The organism is Pseudomonas sp. W2I6 (genome assembly GCF_030815935.1).
In the GTDB taxonomy this organism is placed as follows: domain Bacteria; phylum Pseudomonadota; class Gammaproteobacteria; order Pseudomonadales; family Pseudomonadaceae; genus Aquipseudomonas.
In genome coordinates this window covers 6,738,390-6,764,258 of sequence record NZ_JAUSXJ010000001.1, presented here as the reverse complement: position 1 = coordinate 6,764,258, position 25,869 = coordinate 6,738,390, and the positions used below count along the sequence as shown (strand labels likewise).

The following is a 25,869-nucleotide window of genomic DNA, read 5'->3' as shown; positions in this document are numbered from 1 at the left end:
CTCCCTCGCCACAAAGAGGGGTTCGGTGTCCTTAGAGGCTCGGCAACAACTTCGCCGGCACCAGCGCGTTCAGGCAACGCGTTGCCAGCAGCTCACTGGCGGCATTGATGTCCGGCGCAAAGAAGCGGTCCTTCTCATAAAACGCGACTTTGCTGCGCAGGATCCCGCGCGCCTTTTCCAGCGCCGGCGAGGTTTTCAAGCCATTGCGCAGGTCCAGGCCCTGGCAAGCCGCCAACCATTCCACCGCCAGCACACCGCGGGTGTTCTCGGCCATTTCCCACAGGCGCTTGCCCGCCGCCGGGGCCATCGACACGTGGTCTTCCTGGTTGGCTGACGTCGGCAGGCTGTCGACGCTATGGGGATGCGCCAGTGCCTTGTTCTCGCTGGCCAATGCCGCCGCCGTCACCTGGGCGATCATGAAGCCGGAGTTCACACCGCCATTGCCCACCAGGAATGGCGGCAGTTGCGACATGTGCTTGTCCATCATCAACGAGATGCGACGCTCGCTCAGGGAGCCGATTTCCGCGATGGCCAGCGCCATGTTGTCCGCCGCCATGGCCACCGGTTCGGCGTGGAAGTTGCCACCGGAAATCACGTCACCTTCAGCCGCGAACACCAGTGGGTTATCCGACACGGCGTTGGCTTCCACCACCAGCACTTCGGCCGCCTGGCGGAACTGGGTCAGGCAGGCGCCCATGACTTGCGGCTGGCAACGCAGGGAGTACGGGTCTTGGACCTTGTCGCAGTTCTCGTGGGATTGCGACACTTCGCTGCTTTCACCCAGCAGGGCGCGATACGCGGCCGCAGAGTCGATCTGGCCGCGTTGGCCCCGGGCAGCGTGAATGCGTGCGTCGAACGGCGAGCGCGAACCCAGCACGGCTTCCACCGTCAGGGCGCCACAGGCCAGGGCACCGGCGAACAGATCTTCGCCCTCGAACAGCCCACGCAATGCATAAGCGGTGGAAACCTGGGTGCCGTTGAGCAGCGCCAGGCCTTCCTTGGCCGCCAGGGTCAGCGGCGTCAGGCCGGCAACTTTCAGCGCTTCGGTAGCTTCCAGCCATTCGCCTTTGTAGCGGGCCTTGCCTTCGCCCAGCAGCACCAGCGACATGTGGGCCAATGGCGCCAGGTCACCGGAGGCGCCCACCGAACCTTTCAGCGGAATATGCGGGTAGACCTCGGCATTGATCAGGGCGATCAGCGCGTCGATGACCTGCCGGCGAATCCCGGAAAAACCCCGGCTCAGGCTGTTGACCTTGAGCACCATGACCAGCCGTACCAGCGCATCGCTGATGGGCTCACCGACGCCGGCGGCGTGGGACAGCACCAGGGAACGCTGGAGGTTTTCCAGGTCTTCGCTGGCAATGCGGGTCGAGGCCAGCAGGCCGAAACCGGTGTTGATGCCGTAGGCGGTGCGGTTCTCGGCGAGAATCTGCTCCACACAGGCGACACTGGCTTCGATCTGGGCCGAGGCGCTGTCATCCAGACTGAGGGTTACCGGCTGCTGGTAGATGGCCCGCAGTTGGGCAAGGCTCAGTTGGCCTGGAATCAGGTTTAGCGCAGTCACATTCATGCTCCTTTTGAGAGTGTTGTTAACTACCAGTCGCTCCGGATGCTTCCGTTAGCCGCCGCTGTGCTCTTTTAGAGGATCAGTCGGCTTGGCACGCTGGCTATTGTTGGGAAAAGGTCAGTGCAAATTCGGTAGCGTGCGTTGCAGTAAATCGGCGTCCTTGAGCAACGCGGCGGTGGCTGCGATGTCTGGCGCCAGCCAGCGGTCCTGGTCGTAGGCCGGGACGTGTTCGCGCAGCAAACGCCAGGCGGCATCGGTGCCGGCGCCGAAGCGTTGCTCCTGGAGGAACTCGAACGCCTGGGCCGCCAGCAAGTACTCGATGGCGAGGATCTGGGTGACGTTTTCCAGCACCGAATACAGCTTCAGCGCGGCGTTGGTGCCCATGCTCAGGTGGTCTTCCTGCAGGCCCGAGGTGACGAAGTTGTCGAGCACCGCCGGTTGCGCCAACTGGCGGTTTTGCCCGCACAGCGAGGCGGCGACGTACTGCACGATCATCATCCCGGAGTTGACCCCGGGGTTGCTTACCAGGAACGCCGGCAAACCACTGACGTGCGGGTTGATCAGACGGTCCAGGCGACGCTCGGCGATGGAGCCGATTTCGGCCATGGCGATGGCCAGCATGTCTGCCGCCAGGGCCACGGACTGCCCGTGGGGATTGGCCTGGGACACCACGCGGTAGCTGTCTGGCGTGCCGAGCACCAGCGGGTTATCGGTGGCACCGTTGAGTTCGGTTTCGATCTGCCGGGTGGCGTGTTCCAGTTGGTCGCGGGCGGCGCCGTGCACCTGGGGAATCGAACGGATGCTCAGGGCGTCCTGGGTACGAATGCCTTTGCTGCTGGCGATCACTTCGCTGCCGTCCAGCAACGCGCGCAGGTTGATGCCCACTTGCTGCATGCCCGGGTGCGGCTTGAGCGCGATGATTTCTTCGTCGAAGGCGTCGATCTGGCCACGCTGGCCTTCGAAGCTCATGGCACCGATCACATCGGCCCATTGCAGCAGGCGGTGCGCATCGGCCAGGGCCAGGCTGCTGAGGCCGGTCATGCACGGCGTGCCGTTGACCAGGCACAGCCCGTCCTTGGCACCGAGCACTACGGGCTGCAAACCTTCTTCAGCCAGCGCCTGGTGTGCGGGAACGATACGGCCCCGATAGCTGACGTCGCCGACGCCGAGCAAGGCGACGCCAATGTGCGCCATGTGGGTCAGGTAACCCACGGACCCCTGGGACGGCACTTGCGGCGTGATGCCATGGTTGAGCAGCCCCAGCAGCGAATGCACCACCTGCGGATGCAAGCCGGATTTGCCGTGGCTGTAGTTAATGATTGCCGCACAAATGATCGCGCGGGTTTGCTCCACACTCAGTGGCGCACCGACGCCGCAGGCATGGCTGAGCAGGGTATTGCGCGACAGCCGGCTCAGTTGTTCGTCCTTGAGCGACACGTTGCACAAGGCGCCCAGGCCGGTGTTGATGCCGTAGGCGCGCTCGCCGCTGGTGACGATGCGCTGGACGATGGCCTGTGCATTGTCGATGCGAGCCCAGGCCTGGCCCGAGAGTTCGAGGATCGCACCGTGGCGAGCCACGGCGACCACGTCCTGCCAACGCATCGGGGCGTCGGCGATGATGATTTTTTCAGCCTGGGACATCGTTGACCTCTTCATGAAATTCGCAATTGTTGTGCAGCTTCACTGGCCTCATCGCAAGCGAGCCAGCTTCCACAGGGGAAACGCATTCCAAATGTGGGAGCTGGCTTGCCTGCGATAGCGTCAGCCAACTCACCACAAATACCGGATCAAACCACCGCCACCCGCCGCTGGACAAACCGGTTCACGTACTCATCCGCCGGTGAATGCAAAATCTCGCGGGGCGTGCCGACCTGGATCAGCTTGCCGTCCTTGAGGATCGCAATGCGGTTGCCGATGCGCACCGCCTCATCGAGGTCGTGGGTAATGAACACGATCGTCTTGTGCAGGGTCTTTTGCAGCTCCAATAACTGGTCTTGCATCTCGGCACGGATCAGCGGGTCGAGCGCACTGAACGCCTCGTCCATCAGGATGATGTCGGTGTCGGCCGCCAGCGCCCGGGCCAGGCCTACACGCTGACGCATGCCGCCGGAAAGTTGATGCGGGTATTTGTTTTCATAGCCCTTGAGGCCCACGGTTTCGATCCAGTGCAGCGCACGCTCGGCGCACACTTGCCTGGTTTCGCCACGCACTTTCAGGCCGTACGCAACGTTGTCCAGCACACTCTTGTGAGGCAGCAGGCCAAAGCTCTGGAACACCATGCTGATCTTGTGCCGGCGGAATTGGCGCAAGGCTTCCATGTCCAGTTGCAGGATGTCTTCACCGTCCACCAGGATCGCACCGCTGGTAGGGTCGATCAGCCGGTTGAAGTGACGCACCAGGGTCGACTTGCCGGAACCCGACAGCCCCATGATCACGAAGATTTCACCGGTGTCGACGCTCAGGGACAGGTCGTTCACACCCACCACGCAACCAGTCTCGGCCAGCACCTCGTCCTTGCTCTTGCCCTGGCCAATCAACGCCAGTGCATCCTTGGAGCGGTTGCCGAAAATCTTGAATACGTTTTTGACTTCAATTTTGCTGACAGTAGTCATTTGCTCGCCTCATGCCGTGGACGACCATAGGCTTGCGTAATGCGGTCGATGACCACGGCAAGAATCACGATCGCCAGACCGGCTTCAAGGCCGCGTCCAACGTTGAGGGTCTGGATGCCCACCAGTACATCTTCACCCAGGCCACGGGCGCCGATCATCGAGGCGATCACCACCATCGACAGGGCCATCATGGTGGTCTGGTTGATCCCGGCCATGATGCTCGGCAGGGCCAGCGGCAGTTGCACGCCGAACAGTTGCTGCCAGCGGTTGGCACCGAAGGCGTTGATCGCTTCCATGACTTCACCGTCCACCTGGCGAATGCCCAGGTCGGTGAGACGAATCAGCGGCGGTGCGGCGTAGATCACCGTGGCGAAAATCGCCGGGACCTTGCCCAGGCCGAACAGCATCAACACCGGGATCAGGTACACGAAGCTGGGCATGGTCTGCATGATGTCCAGCAGCGGCATCAGCACCGAACGCAGGCGGTTGCTGCGGGCCGACAGAATCCCCAGGGGAATGCCGATCAGCACCGAGATCACTGTGGCCACCATCATCAGCGCCAGGGTTTGCATCAGCTTGTCCCACAGCCCGACCGCGCCCACCAGAAACAGCAGGCCGACGATCACGACGGTGGTGAACCACTTGCGAGTGGCATGCCAGGCAATACCGCCGACAATCAGCAACATCAACCACCAGGGCGCTGCGCGCAGCAAACCTTCCAGGTTAACGATGGCCCACAGCAACGTATCGGAGATGTGCCGGAACACATCGCCGTAGTTGGTCACCAGCGCATCGACCCAACTGTTGACCCAGTCGGCGATGGAAAACGTAAAACTCTCAGGAAACATAGTGTGCTCTCGATCCAGTGGATTGTGGCCGGGCGCCCGGTTGCCTGTGGCGGCAACCGGAAACGCTCAACCTACAAGGCCGCGTCGATTTTCTTGGCTGCGTTGTCGCTCACCATGCGTGCCTGAGTTCAGGATGTCCCTTGAGGAAAGTTTTCGCCAGTTTTGCTGTTTCAATTCGCTGTTTGTCATGCGTACCGGGTTCTGGTTAAGCAGGTTGAGCAGCGGCGCCCTGCACATCGGGCAGCACGAGGCGCTCAGGAATCGGGCTGTGCCATTTTTTCGCAGCCCAGTAGTACAACGCCGCCGGCACCACCAGCCCGATGATCCACGAGATATCGGTGTCGCCCAGGCTCGCGACCAGTGGGCCGGTGTAGAAATGCGTCGAGATGAACGGCATCTGAATCAGCACGCCGAACACGTAGATGCTGATGCCCATCAGGTTCCAGCGACCGTAGCGACCATTGGGGTTGGACAGGGCCGGGATGTCATAGCGCTCTTTGGTGATGCAGTAGAAGTCCACCAGGTTGATCGCACTCCAGGGCGTGAAAAACGCCAGCAGGAACAGGATGAACGCGGAGAAATCCTTGAGGAACGAGTCCTTGCCCAGCAACGCCAGCGCGGCGGCAATCGACACCATCACGAAGATGTACAACAGCCGCGTGCCACTGCCGATATGCCGGCTGCCACGGAAACCACTGATGATTGTCGCGATCGACATGAAGCTGCCGTAGGCGTTGAGGGTGGTGACGGTGACCTTGCCGAAGGCGATGCTGAAATACAGCAGCGCCGCGACGATCCCGGTGCCGCCCAGGCCGACGATAAACGACACTTCGTGGTGAGCGAATTGCGAGCCTGCCAGGGCTGCCGCAAACACACCGAACACCATCGAAGCCTGCGCGCCGATCACCGAACCGAGGCCCACGGCCCAGAAGGTTTTCGAGGCCTGCGTGCTGCGCGGCAAGTAGCGCGAGTAGTCCGCCACATACGGGCCGAACGCAATCTGCCAGGACGCCGAGAGGGAAATCGCCAGCAGGAAACTGCTGAGGGAAAAATGCTTGTTGCCCAGCAACGCACCGATGTCGTTACCGGCCAGCAGCCTGTAGAACAGGTACACGAAGGCAACCACCCCCAGCACGCTGGCGATGCGACCGATGCCGTGGATCACCCGGTAGCCGAAGATCGTAAACACCATGATCAGCCCCGCGAACAATACGATGCCGACCCAGTCTTCAACGTGAAGCAACTGCGCCACCGCCTGCCCCGCCAGCAATGAGCCGCTGGCGGAAAAACCGATGTACATCAGGCACACCAGCACCAGTGGAATCACCGCGCCATACACGCCGAACTGCACGCGGCTGGAGATCATCTGCGGCAAGCCCAGTTGCGGGCCTTGCGCCGCATGCAGGGCCATGACGCCACCGCCCAGCAGTTGACCGATCAACAGACCGATCAACGACCAGAACACATCACCGCCCAGCACCACGGCCAGGGCCCCGGTGACGATCGCAGTGATTTGCAGGTTGGCACCCAACCACAGGGTGAACTGACTCAATAGACGGCCGTGTCTTTCCGCTTCCGGGATGTAGTCGATCGAACGCCTTTCGATCAACGGGGTGGTGCTTGCACGAGCGTCTTTTACTGCCATTTATGTTCAACCTCTGATGGATTGTTTTTGGGTGAAACGCAGATCACATGTGGGAGCGGGCTTGCTCGCGAAAGCGATGGGTCAGCTAACGACTTCAGTGACTGATACACCGCATTCGCGAGCAAGCCCGCTCCCACATTAGTTATTTGATCATCGGGAGATTGAGGCCCTGCTCTTTGGCGCAGTCGATGGCGATCTGGTAGCCCGCATCCGCATGACGCATCACGCCGGTCGCCGGGTCGTTGTGCAGCACGCGCGCGATACGCTCGGCGGCTTCGTCGGTACCGTCACAGACAATCACCATGCCCGAGTGCTGGGAGAAGCCCATGCCGACGCCGCCGCCGTGGTGCAACGAAACCCAGGTCGCGCCGCTGGCGGTGTTGAGCAAGGCGTTGAGCAGTGGCCAGTCGGACACGGCGTCGGAACCGTCCTGCATCGATTCGGTTTCACGGTTGGGGCTGGCCACCGAGCCGGAGTCCAGGTGGTCGCGGCCGATCACGATGGGTGCCGACAGCTCGCCGCTGCGCACCATTTCGTTGAATGCCAGGCCGAGCTTCGCGCGCTGGCCGAGGCCAACCCAGCAGATACGTGCCGGCAGGCCCTGGAAGCTGATGCGCTCGCGGGCCATGTCCAGCCAGTTGTGCAGGTGCGCGTCGTCCGGGATCAGCTCTTTGACTTTGGCGTCGGTCTTGTAGATGTCTTGCGGGTCGCCCGACAGCGCAGCCCAACGGAACGGGCCGATGCCACGGCAGAACAGCGGACGGATGTAGGCCGGGACGAAACCCGGGAAGTCGAAGGCGTTTTCCACGCCCACTTCTTGCGCCATCTGACGGATGTTGTTGCCGTAGTCGAACGTCGGGATGCCTTGTTTCTGGAACTCGAGCATGGCCTTGACGTGCACGGCCATCGACTGCTTGGCGGCCTTGATCACTTCGGCCGGTTCGGTCTTGGCGCGGGCGCGGTATTCGTCCCAGGTCCAGCCGGCGGGCAGGTAGCCGTTGAGCGGGTCGTGGGCGCTGGTCTGGTCGGTGACCATGTCCGGGCGCACGCCACGCTTGACCAGTTCCGGAAGGATTTCAGCGGCGTTGCCCAGCAACGCGATGGAGATCGCCTGGCCGGCCTTGGTGTATTTGTCGATGCGCGCCAGGGCGTCGTCGAGGTCGGTGGCTTGTTCGTCGACGTAGCGGCTGCTCAGGCGGAAGTCGATGCTGACCTGCTGGCATTCGATGTTCAGCGAGCAGGCACCGGCCAGGGTCGCAGCCAGTGGCTGGGCGCCGCCCATGCCGCCGAGGCCGGCAGTCAGGACCCAACGGCCCTTGAGGTCATCGTTGTAGTGCTGGCGACCGGCTTCGACGAAGGTTTCGTAGGTGCCCTGCACGATGCCCTGGCTGCCGATGTAGATCCAGCTGCCGGCGGTCATCTGGCCGTACATGGCCAGGCCCTTGGCATCCAGTTCGTTGAAATGCTCCCAGCTCGCCCAGTGCGGTACCAGGTTGGAGTTGGCGATCAGCACGCGCGGGGCGTTGCTGTGAGTCTTGAACACGCCGACGGGTTTGCCGGATTGCACCAGCAGGGTTTCGTCGTCGTTGAGGTTGGTCAGGCTTTCGACGATCTTGTCGTAGCATTCCCAGTTACGTGCCGCACGGCCGATACCGCCGTACACCACCAGTTCTTTCGGATTTTCGGCAACCTGCGGGTCGAGGTTGTTCATCAACATGCGCAGCGGCGCTTCAGTCAGCCAGCTTTTGGCGGTCAGCGTGTTGCCGCGTGCGGCACGGATTTCAACGTCACGGTATTGGGTAGGCTTGGTCACAAAAAAATCCTCAACGATCAATGCGCGAACATTGATGGGTGCGAAGAGGATGTTCATGGACTCTTACGCACACATCTTTACTTGTACATACAAGCATATGCAATCAAGCGGCCAACTTTGCGCGCAAGGTTTGAAGATTTTTTCGGGACGAGGGTGGAAGCCTTGGAAAACAAGGCTTCGCAGCATGATGAATTTTCTTACGGGGGATTTTTACAGTGCGGGAGACTTGTCATCGAGGCAGGGCTTTGCGCCATGCTGGGGCGTTCGGTAACAAGTTGGTGCGGGAAGAGGGAAACAAAATGTGGGGGAAGAAACCCCCACCTGTTCAAGCGGCGGCAGTCAATTCGATAACGCAGCAACGGCCAGTCACACTGACATCCAGCAGGCCGGTGTTACCGTCCAGTTGCAGGCAGTCGTGACGGTTCAGCCGCTCACCGAGCACCTTCACTTCATCGGCCACGCTGAACACCAGCACGGTGTGCGCGGCACTGAAGAAACGCTGCGTGCCGTCCATCCATTGCAACCGCGCTTGATAGCGCTGCGGCGAATAGATGAGGTTGAAATCGCGGATCGGCCCGCCGATCAAGCGGCAGGACACCTGGCTGTCACCCTTGAACGGGAATGGCTGCAGCGGTAACAACCCGAGTTGTTCCTCGCCATCCACCGTCAGCACCATGCCCGAGCCTTGCAGCACGGTGATAATGCGCTGGTACCCGGCAAAGGTGGAGAACCCGCCCGACTCGGCGATATCGGCAATCGACAGGCGCCAGCCGAAACCGTCCAGGCCCTCCCCCGCGTCACGGGTGATTTCTTCAGTGCTGCCGCCACCGTTTTTCCACGGCATGCGAATGTAATCGCTAGCGCGCCAGACTTTCATCGAACTCATTTACTGAAACGTCCTTCCAGGCTATGACGGGAACCGGGGTGGATCAAACGTGCGGCCGTGACCGGCTGGCGGCCAGACCAGGTGCGGCGGCGAATCAGCAGGCACGGCTCGCTGGTTTCGATTTGCAGCAGCTTGCATTCGTCGGCGTCGGCCAGGATCGCCTCGACCACGTGCTCGCCTTCGGTCAGCGGCGCCACCTGGTTGAGGTAGGCATAGGGCGTTTGCTGGGTGAAATCCTGCTGCAGGTATTCCGGTGCTACCAGGGCGTTGACGAAACGGTCTTCGATTTGCACCGGAATGTCGTTTTCGTAGTGCACGATCAAGGAGTGGAACACCCGCCCGCCTTCGCGCATTTCCAGCGCGACGGCGCGCTCGGAGCCGGCGGCTTCTTCCCCGAGGGTAATGACCTTGCACGTATGGCGATGACCGCGGGAGGCGATCTCATCGGCAATGTTGTGCACTTCAAACAGCGCCGACTGGCTCTTGGGCTCGGCGACAAAGGTGCCCACACCTTGCATGCGTACCAGCAGGCCTTCGGCAGTCAACTCGCGCAGGGCGCGGTTGATGGTCATGCGGCTGAAGCCCAACTGGTTGACCAGTTCGCTTTCCGAAGGCACGCGATAATGCGGCGGCCAGTTGCCGTTGAGAATCTGCTGGCTGATCATCTGTTTGACGCGGGCATACAAGGGCGCCGGACTTTCGTCCATGTGGGCAGCCAGTGGAGACTTGGCGGGCGGAGTCGACACAGGAAATCCTTGTAGGTGAAAAAGAAGCATAGCTTGCCGGAGTTTACCGAGCAGGCAAACGTCTGTATATGTATATACAAATAAACACACGACTGGGGTGCCTGAATCATGTCCGCTTTCTTTGCCGAACGCGCGCTGCTGCCTAATGGATGGGCCAACGATGTACGTCTTGAAGTCAGCGCCGATGGCCTGCTGACCAAGGTTGAGCCCAACGCCAGTGCAGACGGTGCCGAACGGCTCAGGGGCCCCGTGCTGGCGGGCATGCCGAACCTGCATTCCCACGCTTTCCAGCGCGCGATGGCCGGGCTGGCGGAAGTGGCCGGCAACCCGAATGACAGTTTCTGGACCTGGCGCGACCTGATGTATCGGATGGTCGGCAAGATCCGCCCCGACCAGTTGCAGGTCATCGCGCGCCAGTTGTATATCGAAATGCTCAAGGCCGGCTACACCTCGGTGGCCGAATTTCACTACGTGCACCACGACGTCAGCGGCCAGCCCTATGCCGACCCTGCGGAGCTGTCGCGGCAAATCAGCCAGGCGGCCGCCAGCAGCGGTATCGGCCTGACGTTGTTGCCGGTGCTCTACAGCCACTCCGGTTTCGGCGGCCAGGCACCCAATGAAGGCCAGCGCCGCTTTATCAACAGCACCGAAAATTACCTGAGCCTGCAATCACGCCTGCAACCGATTCTGGCCGCGCAACCGGCACAACGGCTGGGCCTGTGTTTCCACTCGCTGCGCGCCGTCACACCGCAACAGATCAGCGAAGTGCTGGCCGCCAGCGACAAGGCGTGCCCGGTGCATATCCACATCGCCGAGCAGCAGAAGGAAGTCGACGACTGCCTGGCCTGGAGCGGCCAGCGCCCGCTGCAATGGTTGTATGACCATGTTGAAGTGGATCAGCGCTGGTGCCTGGTGCACGCCACCCACGCCAATCCGGAAGAAGTGACGTTGATGGCCAGGAGCCGGGCGATTGCCGGGTTGTGCCTGACCACTGAAGCCAACCTGGGCGACGGGATTTTCCCGGCGGTGGACTTCCTGGCCCAGGGCGGGCGCATGGGGATTGGTTCCGACAGCCATGTATCACTGAGCGTGGTGGAAGAATTGCGCTGGCTGGAATATGGGCAGCGGCTGCGGGACCAGCGGCGCAACCGGCTGTATCGCAGCGATCAGCCGATGGTTGGGCGTACGCTGTTCGATGCCGCGCTGGACGGCGGTGCCGAAGCGTTGGGGCAGCCGATTGGGCGTCTGGAAGTTGGCAAGCGTGCGGACTGGCTGGTGCTGGACGGCAACGATCCGTACCTGGCGACAGCGAACGAAGACGGGATCCTCAATCGCTGGTTGTTTGCCGGTGGTGATCGCCAGGTGCGCGACGTGCTGGTCAACGGGAAGTGGGTGGTGCGCGACGGGCATCACGCCGCCGAAGAAGACAGCAGCCGGGCGTTTACCCAGGTCTTGCGGGATTTGCTGGGCTGACAGACGACACATAACAAATGTGGGAGCGGGCTTGCTCGCGAAAGCAGTGAATCAGTCAATACATCTGGTGACTGTCACACCGCCTTCGCGAGCAAGCCCGCTCCCACATTGGATTGGCGCTGTTTCGTATTACTGCGAGGTCTTCGCCATCTGCTTGTCCGACGTACGCCAGATCAAACGCGTGGTGTCATACCCCTGCTGCCGCGCCCTGCTCAGCAGGTCTTCGCGGGTGTCGGCGCTGACCGTCGGCGTGCGCGACAGCAACCACATGTAGCGCCGGCTCGGGCTGCCGACAATGGCGGTCTTGTAGTCATCGCTGACGTACAGCACCCAGTAATCGCCCTTGGCCACGCCCGGCAACAGCGAGGTGAACCAGTTGTTGAATTCGACCCACAGTTTGTCGGTATTGCCGGCGACCTGCGGCGTTGCGGTGCCCTTGGCTTCCTGCCACTTCCACTCAGGGGTCAGGCAGCGGTTGAACACCGACATGTTGCCATCGGGCAACAGCGTGTAGCGGGCTTCGGACTGCGCACAATTGCGCTGGAAGTACATCGGCAAACGGGCCAACTCATACCAGGTGCCCTGGTAACGCTTGAGGTTGACGCTGCCAACAGTCTTGGGTTGCAGATCATCGCCAGAATGGCTGGCGCAGCCCGCCAAAAACAGGCTGGCGCAGAGGTATAGAACGAAACGCATCATGTTGTTTTTCTCCCGCAGGCTTTCGCCCCGGTTTACTTCAGGCCTTGCCCGGAAAAAATCAGTACTTTGTCACCGGCATATTGCACGCTGATAAAGCTGTTTTTATCGCCCCAGGTGCAACTGGACATACCCAGCGCGCCAGAACAATCAGTCGGCTTGCCCAACAACGACTCCACCTCGGCCTTTGGCATGCCGGCCGACAGTTTTGCGTAATTTTCTTGAGTGACCTTGCTGCAAGCGGCCAGAAGCACGCAAAACGACAACAGGGCGAGACGGCGTAACGACATGGAAAAACTCCTGGAGAGACGAAGCAGCTTGGGGGTCTGCCAGAAGCTTAGAAGGGAAAAGAGGTGTCTGGTTCCCGACGAGCGAAAACAAAAAAGCCCCGAAAACGCTGAAACGTTTCGGGGCTTTTGCTTACCGCAAGGACTTACGCCTTGTGGTAGCCGGTCACACGCTCAACTTCTTCCTTCGAACCCAGGAACACCGCCACGCGCTGGTGCAGGCCTTCAGGCTGGATGTCGAGGATGCGCTGGTGGCCGTCGGTGGACGCACCGCCCGCCTGCTCAACCAGGAACGACATCGGGTTGGCTTCGTACATCAGGCGCAGCTTGCCTGGCTTGGACGGCTCGCGGCTGTCGCGTGGGTACATGAACAGGCCACCACGGGTCAGGATGCGGTGCACGTCGGCAACCATCGCAGCCACCCAGCGCATGTTGAAGTTCTTCTTCAGCGGGCCTTCTTCGCCGGCCATCAACTCGCCCACGTAGCGGGTAACCGGCTCTTCCCAGTGACGCTGGTTGGACATGTTGATTGCAAATTCCTGGGTGGACGCAGGAATGGTGATGTCTTCATGGGTGAGCACGAAGCTGCCCATTTCGCGGTCCAGGGTGAAGCCCTTGACGCCGTCGCCCAGGGTCAGCACCAGCATGGTCTGTGGGCCGTAGATCGCGTAACCGGCAGCTACCTGCTCGGTGCCCGGCTGCAGGAAGGCCTTTTCGTTCAGGGCTTCGTTCTGGCTCAGGTATTCGTTCGGGCAACGCAGTACCGAGAAGATGGTGCCGACTGGCGCGTTGATGTCGATGTTCGACGAACCGTCCAGCGGGTCGAATACCAGCAGGTACGCGCCTTTCGGGTATTTGCCCGGGATCTGGTAGGCATTGTCCATTTCTTCGGACGCCATGCCGGCCAGGTGACCGCCCCACTCGTTGGCTTCGAGCAGAATTTCGTTGGAGATCACGTCAAGCTTCTTCTGCACTTCGCCTTGTACGTTTTCAGTGCCCATGCTGCCCAGGACACCACCCAGCGCGCCTTTGGACACGGCGTGGCTGATTTCCTTGCAAGCACGCGCCACCACTTCGATAAGGAAGCGCAGATCGGCAGGCGTGTTGTTGCTGCGGGTCTGCTCGATCAAATAGCGACTCAGGGTAACGCGGGACATGGAAGGCTCCGGAAATGGGGGGCTAAAAACCCGCGCAGTTTAACGCGAGTCGGGGCGTATTTCCTCCTATCAGAGGATTTAAACCCAATAGAGTTCATGGACTTTATTTAACGTGCCACCGGTGGCTTGCGCAGCAAACTGTAGGCCATGGCGCCCAGGGCCGCCACACCGAGCAGCAGCACGGCCCAAAGACCGAGCTTTTTCCAGTTCGGCCCGGCAACAACCGGGGCCGCGACCGCAGCCGATGTGACCACCGCCTCGCCCGCCACCTTGGCCTGCCCAAGCCCCGCGAGACGTTCGGCGCTGTAGTCCGGAATCAGGGTCGACAGCGGCAAGTTCGCGCCTTTCACCGACGGATTGCCGAGTACAAGGGTGAACGGTGGCTCGCCCCGCGCCAGGAACACCAACTGCGTGGCCCGCACCGCAAAGCTCAAGGTCGGCGCCTCCACGCCCAGGCCACCCCCACGCTCGTCCACGTCGAGCTTGAGCTGCGCAACAGCCTGGCCCGGCAACTGCAGTTCGTTCTGTAAAACGTCCTGGCCATTTTGCGTCAACCGGTAGAGCAAACCGCTGCTCATGGGTTGCCAGGCCTGATTAGTTTCCCGGCGGCCCGACAAGGTGACCGGCGCCAGGCTGTTGGGTTGGCTCAAGTCGATTCGCAAGCGTTCGACGTTCAGTGCGTTGGGCAACTGCCAGCTGTATTCCCCGGCCTTGAGCCGGCTGCCCGACAACGGCTGCGACCACACCAGCGGCAACGGCAGGCTGTGGGCGCTGACACTCTCCAACTGCGCCGACGTCAGCGCCGGTGCCGCCTGGCCTTTCCACAGCAGACGCAGATACCGCGCCGACTGCCCCGGCAAACTCACTTCATGCTGCTCGACGCGCTCATCGGCAAACGACAACCGTGCCACCTGCCCTTCGCCCCAGGCGCGCCAGTGCTGCAAGTCGTCGCTGGCTTCGATGCTGAAACGCTGGAAGCCGTCGCGCTCGCTCGTCCAGTCGAGGATCAGTTGCTGCAACGGGGCCTTGATCGCACTCGCATCGAGCAGCCAGCCGCGCAGCACTTCTTCGCCGGCCTCCAGTTGGCTCGGCGGCTGCACTTGCACCAGCGTGCCGGTGGACGTGGATTGCACACGCACGCTGGGCACGGCTTCGGAGGAGTCAGCCGCAGCGTACAACGGGAACCACTTCACGTTGGACAGGCTGCGGCTTTCGGTGCTTTGCGCCGACTGCCGCGCCAGTGCGTAAGCCTGGGGCTCGCCAGCGGCGTTGAACACCCGCACATCACCCAGGTCGGCCTGGCGGGCGCTCAATTGCACCGCCAGCGGCAGTTCCAGACGGTACCACGGGCCTTCGCCACTGACCGTCAGCGGCACACGCGTGGTGAAATCGGCGGGCGTCTCCTGGGCCCAGACCGATAACGTCGTGCACAACCCCAACAGCGCCACACTCAGCTTGCCCATCAAGAGGCCACTCCTTCAGTTTCAACCACCGGCTCGGGGCGCTTGGGGGGCAGCGGGGCGAAATAGCCCACCACCAGCAACAGCCCGCCCACACCGATAAACGATACGATCCGCGCCAGCCCGCCGCGGTTGCTCAATTCGACGAAGAACAATTTGGCCACCACGACGGCAATCAATGCCGCACCGATCAGCCACACCTCACGCCGGTGACGCAGATGGCCGCCGATCATCAGGCTCAGGGCAATCAGGGTCCACACGATCGACAGCCCGGCCTGCACCAGCATCGACTCCAGCAACGCATCCAGATGGAACGGCACGCCACCCCAGTGATGAGCCGTGCGCATCACCAGCGCAGTGAAGAAGGCGAACAACGAGACACCGGCGACCGCCTGGGCGACCAGTTCGGCGCGCGGGCCGCGTTGCGGTGCGGCACTGCGGGACCACAGGTACACACCCAGCAGCGCGAATAGCAATCCAATATCCAGCGGGTTAAGCAGCGGCACATACGGCAGCGGCTCGGCGGTGCCGTCGCTGAAGATATTCGCCAGCCAGAACCAGCCGAGCATCAACACCGCCAGCGGCAACGCGGCATACAACCGGTACTCGCGCGGGTACGCCGACACCGGCCACGGCCAACTGCGCGGCGCGGCGGCCAGCACCAGGTACAGGCTCGGCAGGATCGCCCAGCCCAGCCAGCGCCAGGCGTTGTATTCCTCGGACAGCAACAACAGGCCGTAGCGCAACTCCAGCGCCAGCACACCGATCAACAGCCAGCAGCCGAGCACATGCGCGGCGCCCAGGGCTTTTTCCGGGATGACCAACGCCAGGCGTCGCAGCGACACGAAGTGCACCGCAAACACCGCCGCCCAGGCCAGCCAGGCGAAGTTCGCCGCCGGGTGATAACGCGAGCCCCACGCGCCCAGCAACACCACGCCCACCGCCGGCATCAACAGCGTGCACAGCAAGCCCAGCGACGCCCATTGCAGCCTCAGGGCCAATACCGCCCAGATCGCCACACTCACCGCCGCTACCGCCAACAGCCAGGTGCCTTGCAGCATCGACGGTGCAAAACGCAGCACTTCACTGACCAATGCCAACGTCCACCAACCCGCGCCCCATACCAACAGCACGTCGGACAGCCGTTGCAAGCTCAACGCTTCGAACACCGGCGCGTGAGGTCGACGCTGCAAGCGCCAGGCCCCGACCAGCGCTGCCAGCCCAAGCACCATTGGCGTCCAGAAACCGCTATGGCCCAAAGGACGCAAACCCTCGCTGGCCAGCGGCCCGAGCAGGTCCGGCACCGCGATCAGGAACGAAGCGCCGCCGATCACCTGCAGCAACAACCCGAAGACAAAACTGACGCGCTGTTGCAGGTACAGGCTCAGCCAGATGATCAACAAACCACTGGCCGCCCACACGCCGCTGGCGGTCTCCCACGGCAGCACAAACAGCACCGCCAGGTTGATCAGCACCAACCCGGCGAGCAACACCACCGACAGGCCACGCAACAACCGCACATCGCTGCGCACCATGGTGTCCCGCGCGGCCAGCAGCATGCCGCCGATCAATGCCAGGCCAATCAGCGATGCGGTGAGCAAGCCGCTCCAGCCCGCACTGAACACCGCGCCTGAATCAGCCCCCGCTTGCAGGCGCAGCAGGAACAGCGCGCCACCCAGCAGTTGCACGGCAAACGCGGTGAAGAGGAACGTACGCGAGCCGATGCGCAGGCCCACCAGCAAGGTCGCAAGACCGGCAAGCGCCCAACTGATGGCCGTGCCTTGGGTCCACAGCAGCAACGGTGCGAGCAGGTACAAGAAGCCCAGGCCGACGCAGGCCAATACCGGCAAACCTCGACGCTCCCACTGCGCCGCGTGCTCCAACGGCGCCTTGCGCAACTGGTCAAAACTGAACAGCAAGGCCGCCCCCAGCAACAAAGCACCCAAGGGTGCACCGTCCAGCAGGCTGGTCTCGCCAATCCGCAATTCGCTGAGGAACGCCAGCGCCGAACCGACTTGCAACAGCAAGCCAAACGCCCGTGCCAAGGGCCGCTGCTGACGCAGGCCGAGCCAGAAAATCCCGGCGCCTTCCACGGCCCAGGCCGCCGCGGTCCAGCGTGCGTCGAGGCCCAACGGAATCGCCAGGCTGGCGAAGATCACACCCAGCGCCAGGCAGGTTTCCGCCAGCAGCAAGGCGCGCCCGCCACTCAGCAAACGAGCCAGGCCCATATAGATAATGCCCAGGGCCAGCGCGCTGAACGCAGCGGCAAACTCCAAGTGCTGCACCAGCGCAAACTGCAAACCGAAGCCCACCAGCGGCGGACCGAACAGCATGCTGCCGTCCACATAATCGCCCTTGGCCGCCGACCAGCGCAGCAACGCGCCACGGCTGTCATCGTCCGGCGCGTCGCGCATCTCCAGCAACTTGCGCCGGGCGAACAACAGGCCGATGCCCAGGTACATCAGGAAAAATAGAATCAGGAACGGCTCGGTGCTCCACAGCAGCTCCGGTGTATAGGAGCGCATGCCCCAGGCGAAGCCGATGCCGAAGGTGCCGACAAAACCGATCAAATTGAGCAGGCGCCAGGCCTTGAACCAGGCGATGGCGAGAATGCCTGCGTTGAGCAGGGCGAAATAGCTGAACAGCGCCACATGGTTGCCGGCGCCGGTGGACGTGAGGATCGGTGCCGCAAAACCGCCGAGTGCAGCGGCGCAGGCCAGGCCGAGGGCGTCCTGGGTAATCGCCAGGATCGCCGAGAAAACGGTGACCGCCACCAGCAAGCCGAGTGCCGCGCCGGGGTCGAGCAGCGGGTGCAGGCGCATCGCGGCGAACACCGTGAGGTACAACACCGCAATGCCGGTGCCCTGCAGCATCAAGCCATAATTACTGTTGCGCAGCCGCAGCCACCAACCCAGACCCAGCAGTGCCAATGCGCAACCGGCGACACCTGCGTAACGCAACTCGATTGGCACCACCATGCCTTCAGTGGCATAGCGCAGCAGGAAGGCCAGGCCGAGGAACAACAACACCACGCCGACCCGCAGCACGGTGTTGCCACCGAACAGCCAGTTGCGGGCACCGCTGATTGCGCGCTCGATAAAGTTGGGGCCGCGAGGCACCGCAGGCGCGGCAGGCTGTTCAGGGATTTTCGCGCTCGGTTCGGCCCGCCACACATCAGCCGGCAATGGCTGGCTGGGTTCGGCCACCACACTTGCGTAGGCAGGTTCCAGTTCGGCGGGTAATTCCCAGACGAGTTCAGGCGGCGCCGCTACCGGCAGCGGCTCTTCGACAAACACAGGTCCGGGGGTTTCAACGGCGGCAGGCCTTTCCAGCAAGGCCAGGCGTTGCTCGACCACTTTCAGGGCGTTGCGGGCAGACTCCAGCTGACGGCCTTGTTCCTCCGTACGCGAGGCGAGCATCGACAGGCGAATCGCCTGGCCAATGCCCAAACCGAGCAGCGCACCAATGCCCGCATCACTGAACGACTCGTCGAGTGTCCAGCCGAGCACCAGGCCAATCAGCATGAAAATCCATTGCATGGTCGATATCCCTAAGCAGCCCGAAGCGGGCAAAGGCGATGCTCAGTATATCGACACGGACCCCATGTGGGAGCGGGCTTGCTCGCGAAGGCGGTGGATCAGTCACAAATTTGTCGACTGACGCTGCGCTTTCGCGAGCAAGCCCGCTCCCACATTTTGTATTGCGGTGTCTAATCCAACGCTTTCCAGATTTCCGTCGCGTATTCGCGGATGGTCCGGTCCGACGAGAACCAGCCCATGCGCGCGGTATTGAGCACCGCCGAACGCCACCATTCCTTGGAGTCGTGCCAATGGGCCTCGACCCGCGCCTGGGCATCCCAGTAGGAATCGAAGTCGGCACAGACCAGGAAGCGGTCGTAGTCGATCAGCGAATCCACCAACCCGGCATAACGGCCCGGATCATCCGGTGAGAACACCCCGCCACGAATCGCTTGCAGCACATCATTCAAGCGATGGGACGCGGCGATCTCTGGCCCGGCGTTGAACTCGCCCGCGTGTTTGCGCGCTTCCACCTGCTGGGCGCTGAGGCCGAAGATGAACATGTGGTCGGCACCCACGCGCTCGTGCATCTCGACGTTGGCGCCGTCCATGGTGCCGATGGTCAGCGCGCCGTTGAGGCCGAATTTCATGTTGCTGGTGCCCGAGGCTTCAAAGCCGGCGGTGGAAATCTGCTCCGACAAGTCGGCCGCCGGAATGATGCTTTCCGCCAGGCTGACGTTGTAGTTGGGCAGGAATACCACCTTGAGCAACCCGCGCACGGTGGGGTCGTTGTTGACGGTACGGGCGATGTCGTTGGTCAGCTTGATGATCAGCTTGGCCTGGTGATAGCTGGCCGCGGCCTTGCCGGCGAAGATCTTCACCCGCGGCACCCAGTCGGTGCCCGGCTCGGCCCGGATCGCCTGGTACAGCGCGACGGTGTGCATCAGGTTCAGCAGCTGGCGCTTGTACTCGTGGATCCGCTTGACCTGCACATCGAACATCGCCGCCGGGTTGACCGAAATCCCCAGGCGCTCGTGAATGATGTCGGCCAGTGCCCGCTTACTGTGCAGGCGCTGTTCGGCGAAGGCCTTGCGAAAGGCTTGCTTCTCGGCAAACGGTTCCAGGTCTGCCAGGCGCTGTTCGGGGTTATCCAGCACGTCCGGGCCCAGTGCCTCCACCAGCATCGCCGTGAGCTTGGGGTTGGCCTGGTACAGCCAGCGGCGGAAGGTAATGCCGTTGGTTTTGTTGTTGATGCGGTCCGGGTAGAGCTTGTGCAGTTCGGAGAACACCGTGCTGCGCATCAGTTGCGTGTGCAGGCCGGATACGCCGTTGACACTGTGGGAGCCGAGGAACGCCAGGTTGCCCATGCGTACGCGGCGACCGTTGTCTTCTTCGATCAGCGAGACGGCACGCAGCACGTCGAAGTCATGGATGCCCTTGGCCCGCAGCGAGTCGATATGCTGGGCGTTGATCAGGTAGATGATCTGCATGTGCCGCGGCAGCATGCGCTCCATCAGGCCGACCGGCCAGGTTTCCAACGCCTCGGGGAGCAAGGTGTGGTTGGTGTACGAAAGGGTTTCGACGGTGACGTCCCAGGCGGCATCCCACGGGATGTCGTGCAGGTCCACCAACTGACGCATCAACTCGGCCACCGCGATCGACGGGTGAGTGTCGTTGAGTTGAATGGCCGCGTGCTCGCCCAGGCTCAATACCGAGCCGTGCATGTTCTTGTGGCGACGCAGCAGATCCTGCAACGAGGCGGAGACGAAGAAGTACTCCTGGCGCAGGCGCAGCTCCTGCCCTGCTTCGGTGCTATCGGCCGGGTAAAGCACTCGGGAGATGCTTTCGGCGCGGGCCACTTCGGCGACGGCGCCCAAGTGGTCACCGGCGTTGAAACGTTCCAGGTGCAGGTCTTCCACCGCACGGGCACGCCACAGGCGCAAGGTGTTGACGCTTGCGCCGCGCCAGCCGACGACCGGGGTGTCATAAGCCACCGCGCGTACGGTTTCATTCGGCGACCAGACCTGGATCGACTTGCCGGACGCATCCAGCACGGTTTCCACACCACCGCCAAAGCCGATCGGGTAGATCACTTCGGCGCGCTCGAACTCCCAGGGGTTGCCGAAATCCAGCCAGCGTTCGGTTTGCTCCTGCTGCCAGCCATCGACAATCGCCTGGCGAAACAGCCCGTGCTCATACCGAATGCCATAGCCATGGCCGGCAATACCCAGGGTCGACATGCTTTCCATGAAGCAGGCCGCCAGGCGGCCAAGGCCACCGTTGCCCAGGGCCGCGTCGGGCTCCAGCAGGCGAATGCGCTCCATGTCCACACCCAACTCGCTCATGGCCTCACGGGCCACGTCCAGCAAGCCAAGGTTGCTCAGGCTGTCGTAGAGCAGACGGCCGATCAGGAATTCCAGCGAGAGGTAATAGACCCGCTTCTGTCCCTTGCGGTAGATGTGCCGCGTGTGGTCCATCCAGTGGTCGACCATGTGGTCGCGGGCGCGGCCAGTGCGATGGCTTCAAACCAATCGTGGTCGAAGGCGTGATCGGGGTCCTTGCCCACCGCATAGGTAAGTTTGGTCAAGACGGCATCGCGAAATGCGGCTACCTCTGCTTCTCGTACAAGCGGTTCCTGAGACATCGATGCGACCTCGGGCGAGATAGAAGGAGTTGCTAGAGCCTAGACGGTCTGACAGACGGTAGACGCTCTGGTTCGGCAGTTTTTTAACTCATTCACCTTTGCGGGAATTTGATGCAGGGGCCGTGCCCGTTTGTGGCCCGGCACAGCCTTCGAGCTGAAAGCTGGAAGATATTGTTCAAAAAACCACCAGTTCCGGTATGATCCCGCGCCGGATAACACCCCTCTTGGAAACCTGATGAAGCCTCAACTGATCGCCGCCGCGGAACTCGACCGTCTCGAGACCTGGCAGAAATACTCAAGCCATATGTGTGGCGGCTGTGTGTCGAGCTGCTGCACCCTGCCGGTTGAGGTGAAGATCAAGGACCTGATCCGCATCGGCATCGTCGATGAGTTCGAGCGTGGCGACCCGCCGAAGAACATCGCCAAGCGCTTGCAGAAGGAAGGCATCGTCGAGCGCTTCAACGCCAAATCCGAGATCTTCACCCTGCAGCGCATGAGCAACAACGATTGCCTGTACCTGGATCGTAAGAGCCGCTTCTGCACTATTTATGACAAGCGCCCGGATACTTGCCGCAATCACCCGAAAATCGGGCCGCGCCCGGGGTATTGCGCGTACAAGCCGAAGGAAGTGGTGCGCGAGACCAGGTTCAAGACCCTCGACAAGTTCTGATCCAGATTCTTATTACCTGAACTACCGCTTTCGCGAGCAAGCCCGCTCCCACACTTGACCTTACTCATCCTGAGAAAACGCGGTCGAATGTGGGAGCGGGCTTGCTCGCGAAGGGGCCCGCACAGTCACTACAGATATTGCAGGCATAAAAAAACGCCCCCGGCCTTTCGACCGGGGGCGTTTTTCATTCAGCCTGAGTTAACTCAGTTCTTGGCTTTCTTGGCAGCGCGGGTACGCTCGCCTTCGTCCAGGATCTTCTTACGCAGGCGGATCGACTTAGGCGTAACTTCGCACAGCTCGTCGTCCTGGATGAATTCCAGAGCCTGTTCCAGGGTGAAGCGAACAGGTGGAACCAGAGCGATGGTTTCGTCTTTACCCGAAGCACGCATGTTGTCGAGCTTCTTGCCTTTGGTTGGGTTGACGCCCATGTCGTTGTCACGGCTGTTCAGGCCAACGATCTGACCGTTGTAGATCTCTTGACCGTGTTCAACGAACAGCTTGCCACGCGCCTGGAGGGTTTCCAGGGAGTAGGTCAGCGCCTTGCCGGTTTCTACCGATACCAGAACACCGTTCTGACGACCGGACATGTCGCCGGACTTCATGGTGTCGTAGCGATCGAAGATCGAGGTCAGGATGCCAGCACCGTTGGTCAGGGTCAGGAACTGGTTACGGAAACCGATCAGACCACGAGCAGGGATGTTGTATTCCAGACGCACACGGCCTTTGCCATCCGGCACCATGTTGGTCAGGTCGCCCTTACGCAGGCCCATCTCTTCCATGACCTTGCCCTGGGATTCTTCAGGGGTGTCGATGGTGACGTTTTCAAACGGTTCCTGCTTCACGCCGTCAACCTGACGGATGATCACTTCAGGACGACCAACGCCCATTTCGAAGCCTTCGCGACGCATGGTTTCGATCAGTACCGAGAGGTGCAGCTCACCACGGCCGGAAACCTTGAACTTGTCAGCCGAGTCGCCTTCTTCAACGCGCAGAGCAACGTTGTACAGCAGCTCTTTGTCCAGACGTTCCTTGATGTTACGGGAAGTCACGAACTTGCCTTCTTTACCGCAGAAAGGCGAGTCGTTTACCTGGAAGGTCATGGAAACGGTTGGCTCGTCAACGGTCAGAGGCTTCATCGCCTCGACGTTGTCCGGCTGGCACAGGGTGTCGGAGATGAACAGCGAGTCCATACCGCTCACACACACGATGTCACCGGCAAACGCTTCTTCAACGTCGATGCGGTGCAGGCCGTGGTGACCCATCAGCTTCAGGATACGACCGTTGCGCTTCTTGCCGTCGGCGCCGATGGCGACCACCGGAGTGTTCGGCTTGACGCTACCACGAGCGATACGGCCAACACCGATAACACCCAGGAAGCTGTTGTAGTCCAGTGCCGAGATTTGCATCTGGAACGGGCCTTCACGGTCAACTTTCGGAGCCGGTACGTTGTCGACGATCGACTGGTACAGCGGGGTCATGTCTTCAGCCATGTCGGTGTGTTCCAGACCGGCAATGCCGTTCAGGGCCGAGGCGTAGACGACTTTGAAGTCCAGCTGTTCTTCGGTGGCACCCAGGTTGTCGAACAGGTCGAAGATCTGGTCCAGAACCCAGTCCGGACGCGCGCCTGGACGGTCAACCTTGTTGATGCACACGATCGGACGCAGGCCGGCTTCGAAAGCCTTCTTGGTCACGAAACGGGTTTGCGGCATAGGGCCGTCTTGAGCGTCAACCAGCAGCAGAACGGAGTCAACCATCGACATTACGCGTTCAACTTCGCCGCCGAAGTCGGCGTGGCCCGGGGTATCCACGATGTTGATGTGGTAGCCGTTCCAGTTGATGGCGGTGTTTTTCGCCAGAATGGTAATACCGCGCTCTTTCTCCTGGTCGTTGGAGTCCATCACGCGCTCGTCGTTGAGCTCGTTGCGCTCCAGGGTGCCGGATTGACGCAAGAGTTTGTCTACCAGGGTGGTCTTACCATGGTCAACGTGAGCAATGATGGCGATGTTGCGTAGATTTTCGATCACTTGTGTATCTCGATCAGAGGATTCGGTGTGCTGACAGGTCGTGGCAGCGATTAACAGTAGAGTCAGGCCTTGCCGTTACAGCTTGACGGCAGAGTCGGGGGGCCGGTGACGCAGGCCACAGGCAAACAGCCCCGGGCTCTTAGCTCGGTCGATAAACGCGCACATTGGCATGCCCCTCACTGAGCAAATGGTGGGCATGCAGGCGACTCATCACGCCTTTGTCGCAATACAACAGGTACTGACGGCTGTCATCCAGTTCCTTGAAACGCGCATTCAATGCATAGAACGGCAGCGTTTGTACGTCGATGCCAGCAATTTCCAGCGGCTCGTCTTCAGCGGCATCCGGGTGACGGATGTCGATGATGATCTGACCGGCCAGAGCCTCGCTGACTTCTTCGATCTGCAAATCCTGGCCCAATTCGTCGATAACCCGATCGATCGGCACCAGCTTGGCGTTCTCAAGCGCACGCTCGAGCACCGCCATATCGAACTGTTGTTCTTCGTACTCCACGCGGTTGCGCTTGGCGTGGGTCTTGGGGTTCACCGAGATGACCCCGCAATATTCCGGCATGTGCTTGGCGAAATCCGCCGTGCCGATCTGGGTCGCCAGGTCGATGATGTCTTGCTTGTGACTGGCGATCAGCGGGCGCAGTACCAGCTTCTCGGTCACAGAGTCGATCAACGACAGGTTCGGCAGGGTCTGGCTGGACACCTGGGAAATCGCTTCACCGGTGACCAGTGCATCGATTTCCAGCCGATCCGCGATTCGGGACGCAGCGCGTAACATCATACGCTTCAATACTACGCCCATATGACTGTTATCGACTTTCCCGAGAATTTCTCCCAGGACTTCCTCGAACGGTACGCTGACAAACAGCACCCGTTGCGAGCTGCCGTACTTCTTCCAGATGTAATGCGCGACTTCCATCACGCCCAATTCGTGTGCACGCCCGCCCAGGTTGAAGAAGCAGAAGTGGCTCATCAGCCCGCGGCGCATGATCTGGTAGGCCGCGACAGTGGAATCGAAACCGCCGGACATCAATACCAGGGTCTGTTCCAGGGCACCCAGCGGGTAGCCGCCGATGCTGTCGTGCTGGCTGTGGATCACAAACAACCGTTGGTCGCGAATTTCCATCCGCACTTCAATTTGCGGCTCTTTCAGGGAAATTCCGGCAGCGCCGCACTCGCGACGCAGCTTGCTGCCCACGTATTTCTCGACATCCATGGAGCTGAACGGGTGCTTGCCGGCGCGTTTGCAACGCACTGAAAACACCTTGCCTGCCAGCACATCGCCGTAGTGCTGCTTGCACTTTTCGGTGATGTCGTCGAAGTCGCCCAGCGGGTACTCGTCGACCTGAAGGAAATGCGCGATGCCCGGCACGCAGCTCAGGCGCTCGGTCATGTCCTTCAGGGCCTTGGGGTCTGTGAGGCGGGTTTCCAGCTCGAGATTGTCCCACACACCATTCACCACCACAGCCGGGTCCAGATCGCGGAGCACGGCACGGATGTTCTTGGCCAATTGACGGATGAAACGCATCCGTACCGGTCGGCTCTTGATGGTGATCTCGGGGAAGACTTTAACGATTAATTTCATGAAAACAGCGCGCGCAGGCCCAGCCGAAAAAGGGGGGCGCGGATTATAGCGGAAATCGCTCAAGGTTTAACCAGTTAATATGCAACTGACCTTTCGCGCACCAAAACGGGTCATAAACCAAAATAAGCGCTACATTGCGGTGCGCAATTTCTTCCGTTTCAGCGGATTGCACCTTTATAGGGGCGTTTTTGTGGCAAAAAACCCATGTCGGGGCACTGGCATGCAATTT

Annotated in this window: 17 protein-coding genes and 2 pseudogenes; 2 read left to right on the top strand and 17 right to left on the bottom strand. The window is 61.3% G+C overall.

Translation table 11 applies throughout. The annotated features are described in order from the left end of the window. Window positions 1-31: 31 nt before the first annotated feature. The 9 genes and pseudogenes from hutH (QF039_RS31255) to hutC form a co-directional block, all read right to left on the bottom strand. Window positions 32-1,570, bottom strand: coding sequence for a histidine ammonia-lyase (gene hutH / locus QF039_RS31255; RefSeq protein WP_307522380.1), 1,539 nt, complete (start codon window positions 1,568-1,570; stop codon window positions 32-34). A 114-nt stretch (window positions 1,571-1,684) separates the two neighbouring features. Next, complete coding sequence (hutH, locus tag QF039_RS31250) at window positions 1,685-3,208, bottom strand: histidine ammonia-lyase (RefSeq protein ID WP_102367932.1); 1,524 nt, start codon at window positions 3,206-3,208, stop codon at window positions 1,685-1,687. Window positions 3,209-3,354: 146 nt separating this feature from the next. Next, the gene (locus tag QF039_RS31245) at window positions 3,355-4,179 is read right to left on the bottom strand and encodes a glycine betaine/L-proline ABC transporter ATP-binding protein (protein ID WP_003209262.1); all 825 of its coding nucleotides are present in this window, start codon (window positions 4,177-4,179) and stop codon (window positions 3,355-3,357) included. Continuing rightward, window positions 4,176-5,027, bottom strand: a complete 852-nt coding sequence (locus QF039_RS31240) for a proline/glycine betaine ABC transporter permease (protein ID WP_003209260.1) — start codon at window positions 5,025-5,027, stop codon at window positions 4,176-4,178. Before QF039_RS31240 ends, QF039_RS31245 begins: the two co-directional genes overlap by 4 nt. Window positions 5,028-5,098: 71 nt before the next feature. Beyond that, window positions 5,099-5,246, bottom strand: a pseudogene (locus tag QF039_RS31235) (histidine ABC transporter substrate-binding protein); the annotation flags it as partial. Then, window positions 5,233-6,672, bottom strand: a complete 1,440-nt coding sequence (locus tag QF039_RS31230) for a cytosine permease (protein ID WP_087692903.1) — start codon at window positions 6,670-6,672, stop codon at window positions 5,233-5,235. The gene QF039_RS31230 and the pseudogene QF039_RS31235, both read right to left, overlap by 14 nt. Window positions 6,673-6,814: 142 nt before the next feature. After that, complete coding sequence (hutU, locus tag QF039_RS31225; protein WP_102370210.1) at window positions 6,815-8,485, bottom strand: urocanate hydratase; 1,671 nt, start codon at window positions 8,483-8,485, stop codon at window positions 6,815-6,817. A 325-nt stretch (window positions 8,486-8,810) separates the two neighbouring features. Further along, window positions 8,811-9,371, bottom strand: a complete 561-nt coding sequence (locus QF039_RS31220; protein ID WP_177067137.1) for a HutD family protein — start codon at window positions 9,369-9,371, stop codon at window positions 8,811-8,813. Further along, window positions 9,368-10,147: a histidine utilization repressor gene (gene hutC, locus QF039_RS31215; protein ID WP_173406113.1), complete on the bottom strand. Its 780-nt coding sequence runs from the start codon at window positions 10,145-10,147 to the stop codon at window positions 9,368-9,370. Before hutC ends, QF039_RS31220 begins: the two co-directional genes overlap by 4 nt. 78 nt (window positions 10,148-10,225) lie before the next feature. Between hutC and QF039_RS31210 the strand changes: the two genes are divergently transcribed. After that, a complete protein-coding gene (locus tag QF039_RS31210) occupies window positions 10,226-11,590 on the top strand; it encodes a formimidoylglutamate deiminase (RefSeq protein WP_087693348.1) in 1,365 nt (454 codons plus the stop codon). A 129-nt stretch (window positions 11,591-11,719) separates the two neighbouring features. On the opposite strand, the gene QF039_RS31205 is transcribed toward QF039_RS31210, so the two are convergent. From QF039_RS31205 to QF039_RS31180, 6 genes and pseudogenes are all read right to left on the bottom strand, one after another. After that, window positions 11,720-12,289: a lipocalin family protein gene (locus tag QF039_RS31205; protein ID WP_307522373.1), complete on the bottom strand. Its 570-nt coding sequence runs from the start codon at window positions 12,287-12,289 to the stop codon at window positions 11,720-11,722. 32 nt (window positions 12,290-12,321) lie between these two features. Continuing rightward, on the bottom strand, window positions 12,322-12,576 hold the full coding sequence (locus QF039_RS31200) for a hypothetical protein (protein ID WP_003217986.1): 255 nt from the start codon (window positions 12,574-12,576) through the stop codon (window positions 12,322-12,324). A 143-nt stretch (window positions 12,577-12,719) separates the two neighbouring features. Then, on the bottom strand, window positions 12,720-13,730 hold the full coding sequence (locus QF039_RS31195) for a class 1 fructose-bisphosphatase (protein ID WP_003217989.1): 1,011 nt from the start codon (window positions 13,728-13,730) through the stop codon (window positions 12,720-12,722). Window positions 13,731-13,837: 107 nt separating this feature from the next. Then, window positions 13,838-15,193 (bottom strand): DUF3999 domain-containing protein, encoded by a 1,356-nt coding sequence (locus QF039_RS31190; RefSeq protein ID WP_307522370.1) that lies wholly within the window; start codon window positions 15,191-15,193, stop codon window positions 13,838-13,840. Next, window positions 15,193-18,729: a DUF2339 domain-containing protein gene (locus tag QF039_RS31185; RefSeq protein ID WP_307522369.1), complete on the bottom strand. Its 3,537-nt coding sequence runs from the start codon at window positions 18,727-18,729 to the stop codon at window positions 15,193-15,195. Before QF039_RS31185 ends, QF039_RS31190 begins: the two co-directional genes overlap by 1 nt. Window positions 18,730-18,899: 170 nt before the next feature. Beyond that, a pseudogene (locus QF039_RS31180) lies at window positions 18,900-21,352 on the bottom strand (glycogen/starch/alpha-glucan phosphorylase). Between the two features lie 235 nt (window positions 21,353-21,587). Here QF039_RS31180 and QF039_RS31175 point away from each other — a divergent pair. Further along, entirely contained in the window at window positions 21,588-22,022 is a 435-nt protein-coding gene (locus QF039_RS31175) for a YkgJ family cysteine cluster protein (RefSeq protein ID WP_003217996.1), read from the top strand. Between the two features lie 203 nt (window positions 22,023-22,225). Here the strand turns inward: QF039_RS31175 and typA are convergent, their stop codons facing one another. Beyond that, window positions 22,226-24,046, bottom strand: a complete 1,821-nt coding sequence (gene typA, locus QF039_RS31170; protein ID WP_003217997.1) for a translational GTPase TypA — start codon at window positions 24,044-24,046, stop codon at window positions 22,226-22,228. A 139-nt stretch (window positions 24,047-24,185) separates the two neighbouring features. After that, the gene (gene thiI / locus QF039_RS31165) at window positions 24,186-25,640 is read right to left on the bottom strand and encodes a tRNA uracil 4-sulfurtransferase ThiI (protein WP_023659343.1); all 1,455 of its coding nucleotides are present in this window, start codon (window positions 25,638-25,640) and stop codon (window positions 24,186-24,188) included. Between the last annotated feature and the right edge of the window lie 229 nt (window positions 25,641-25,869).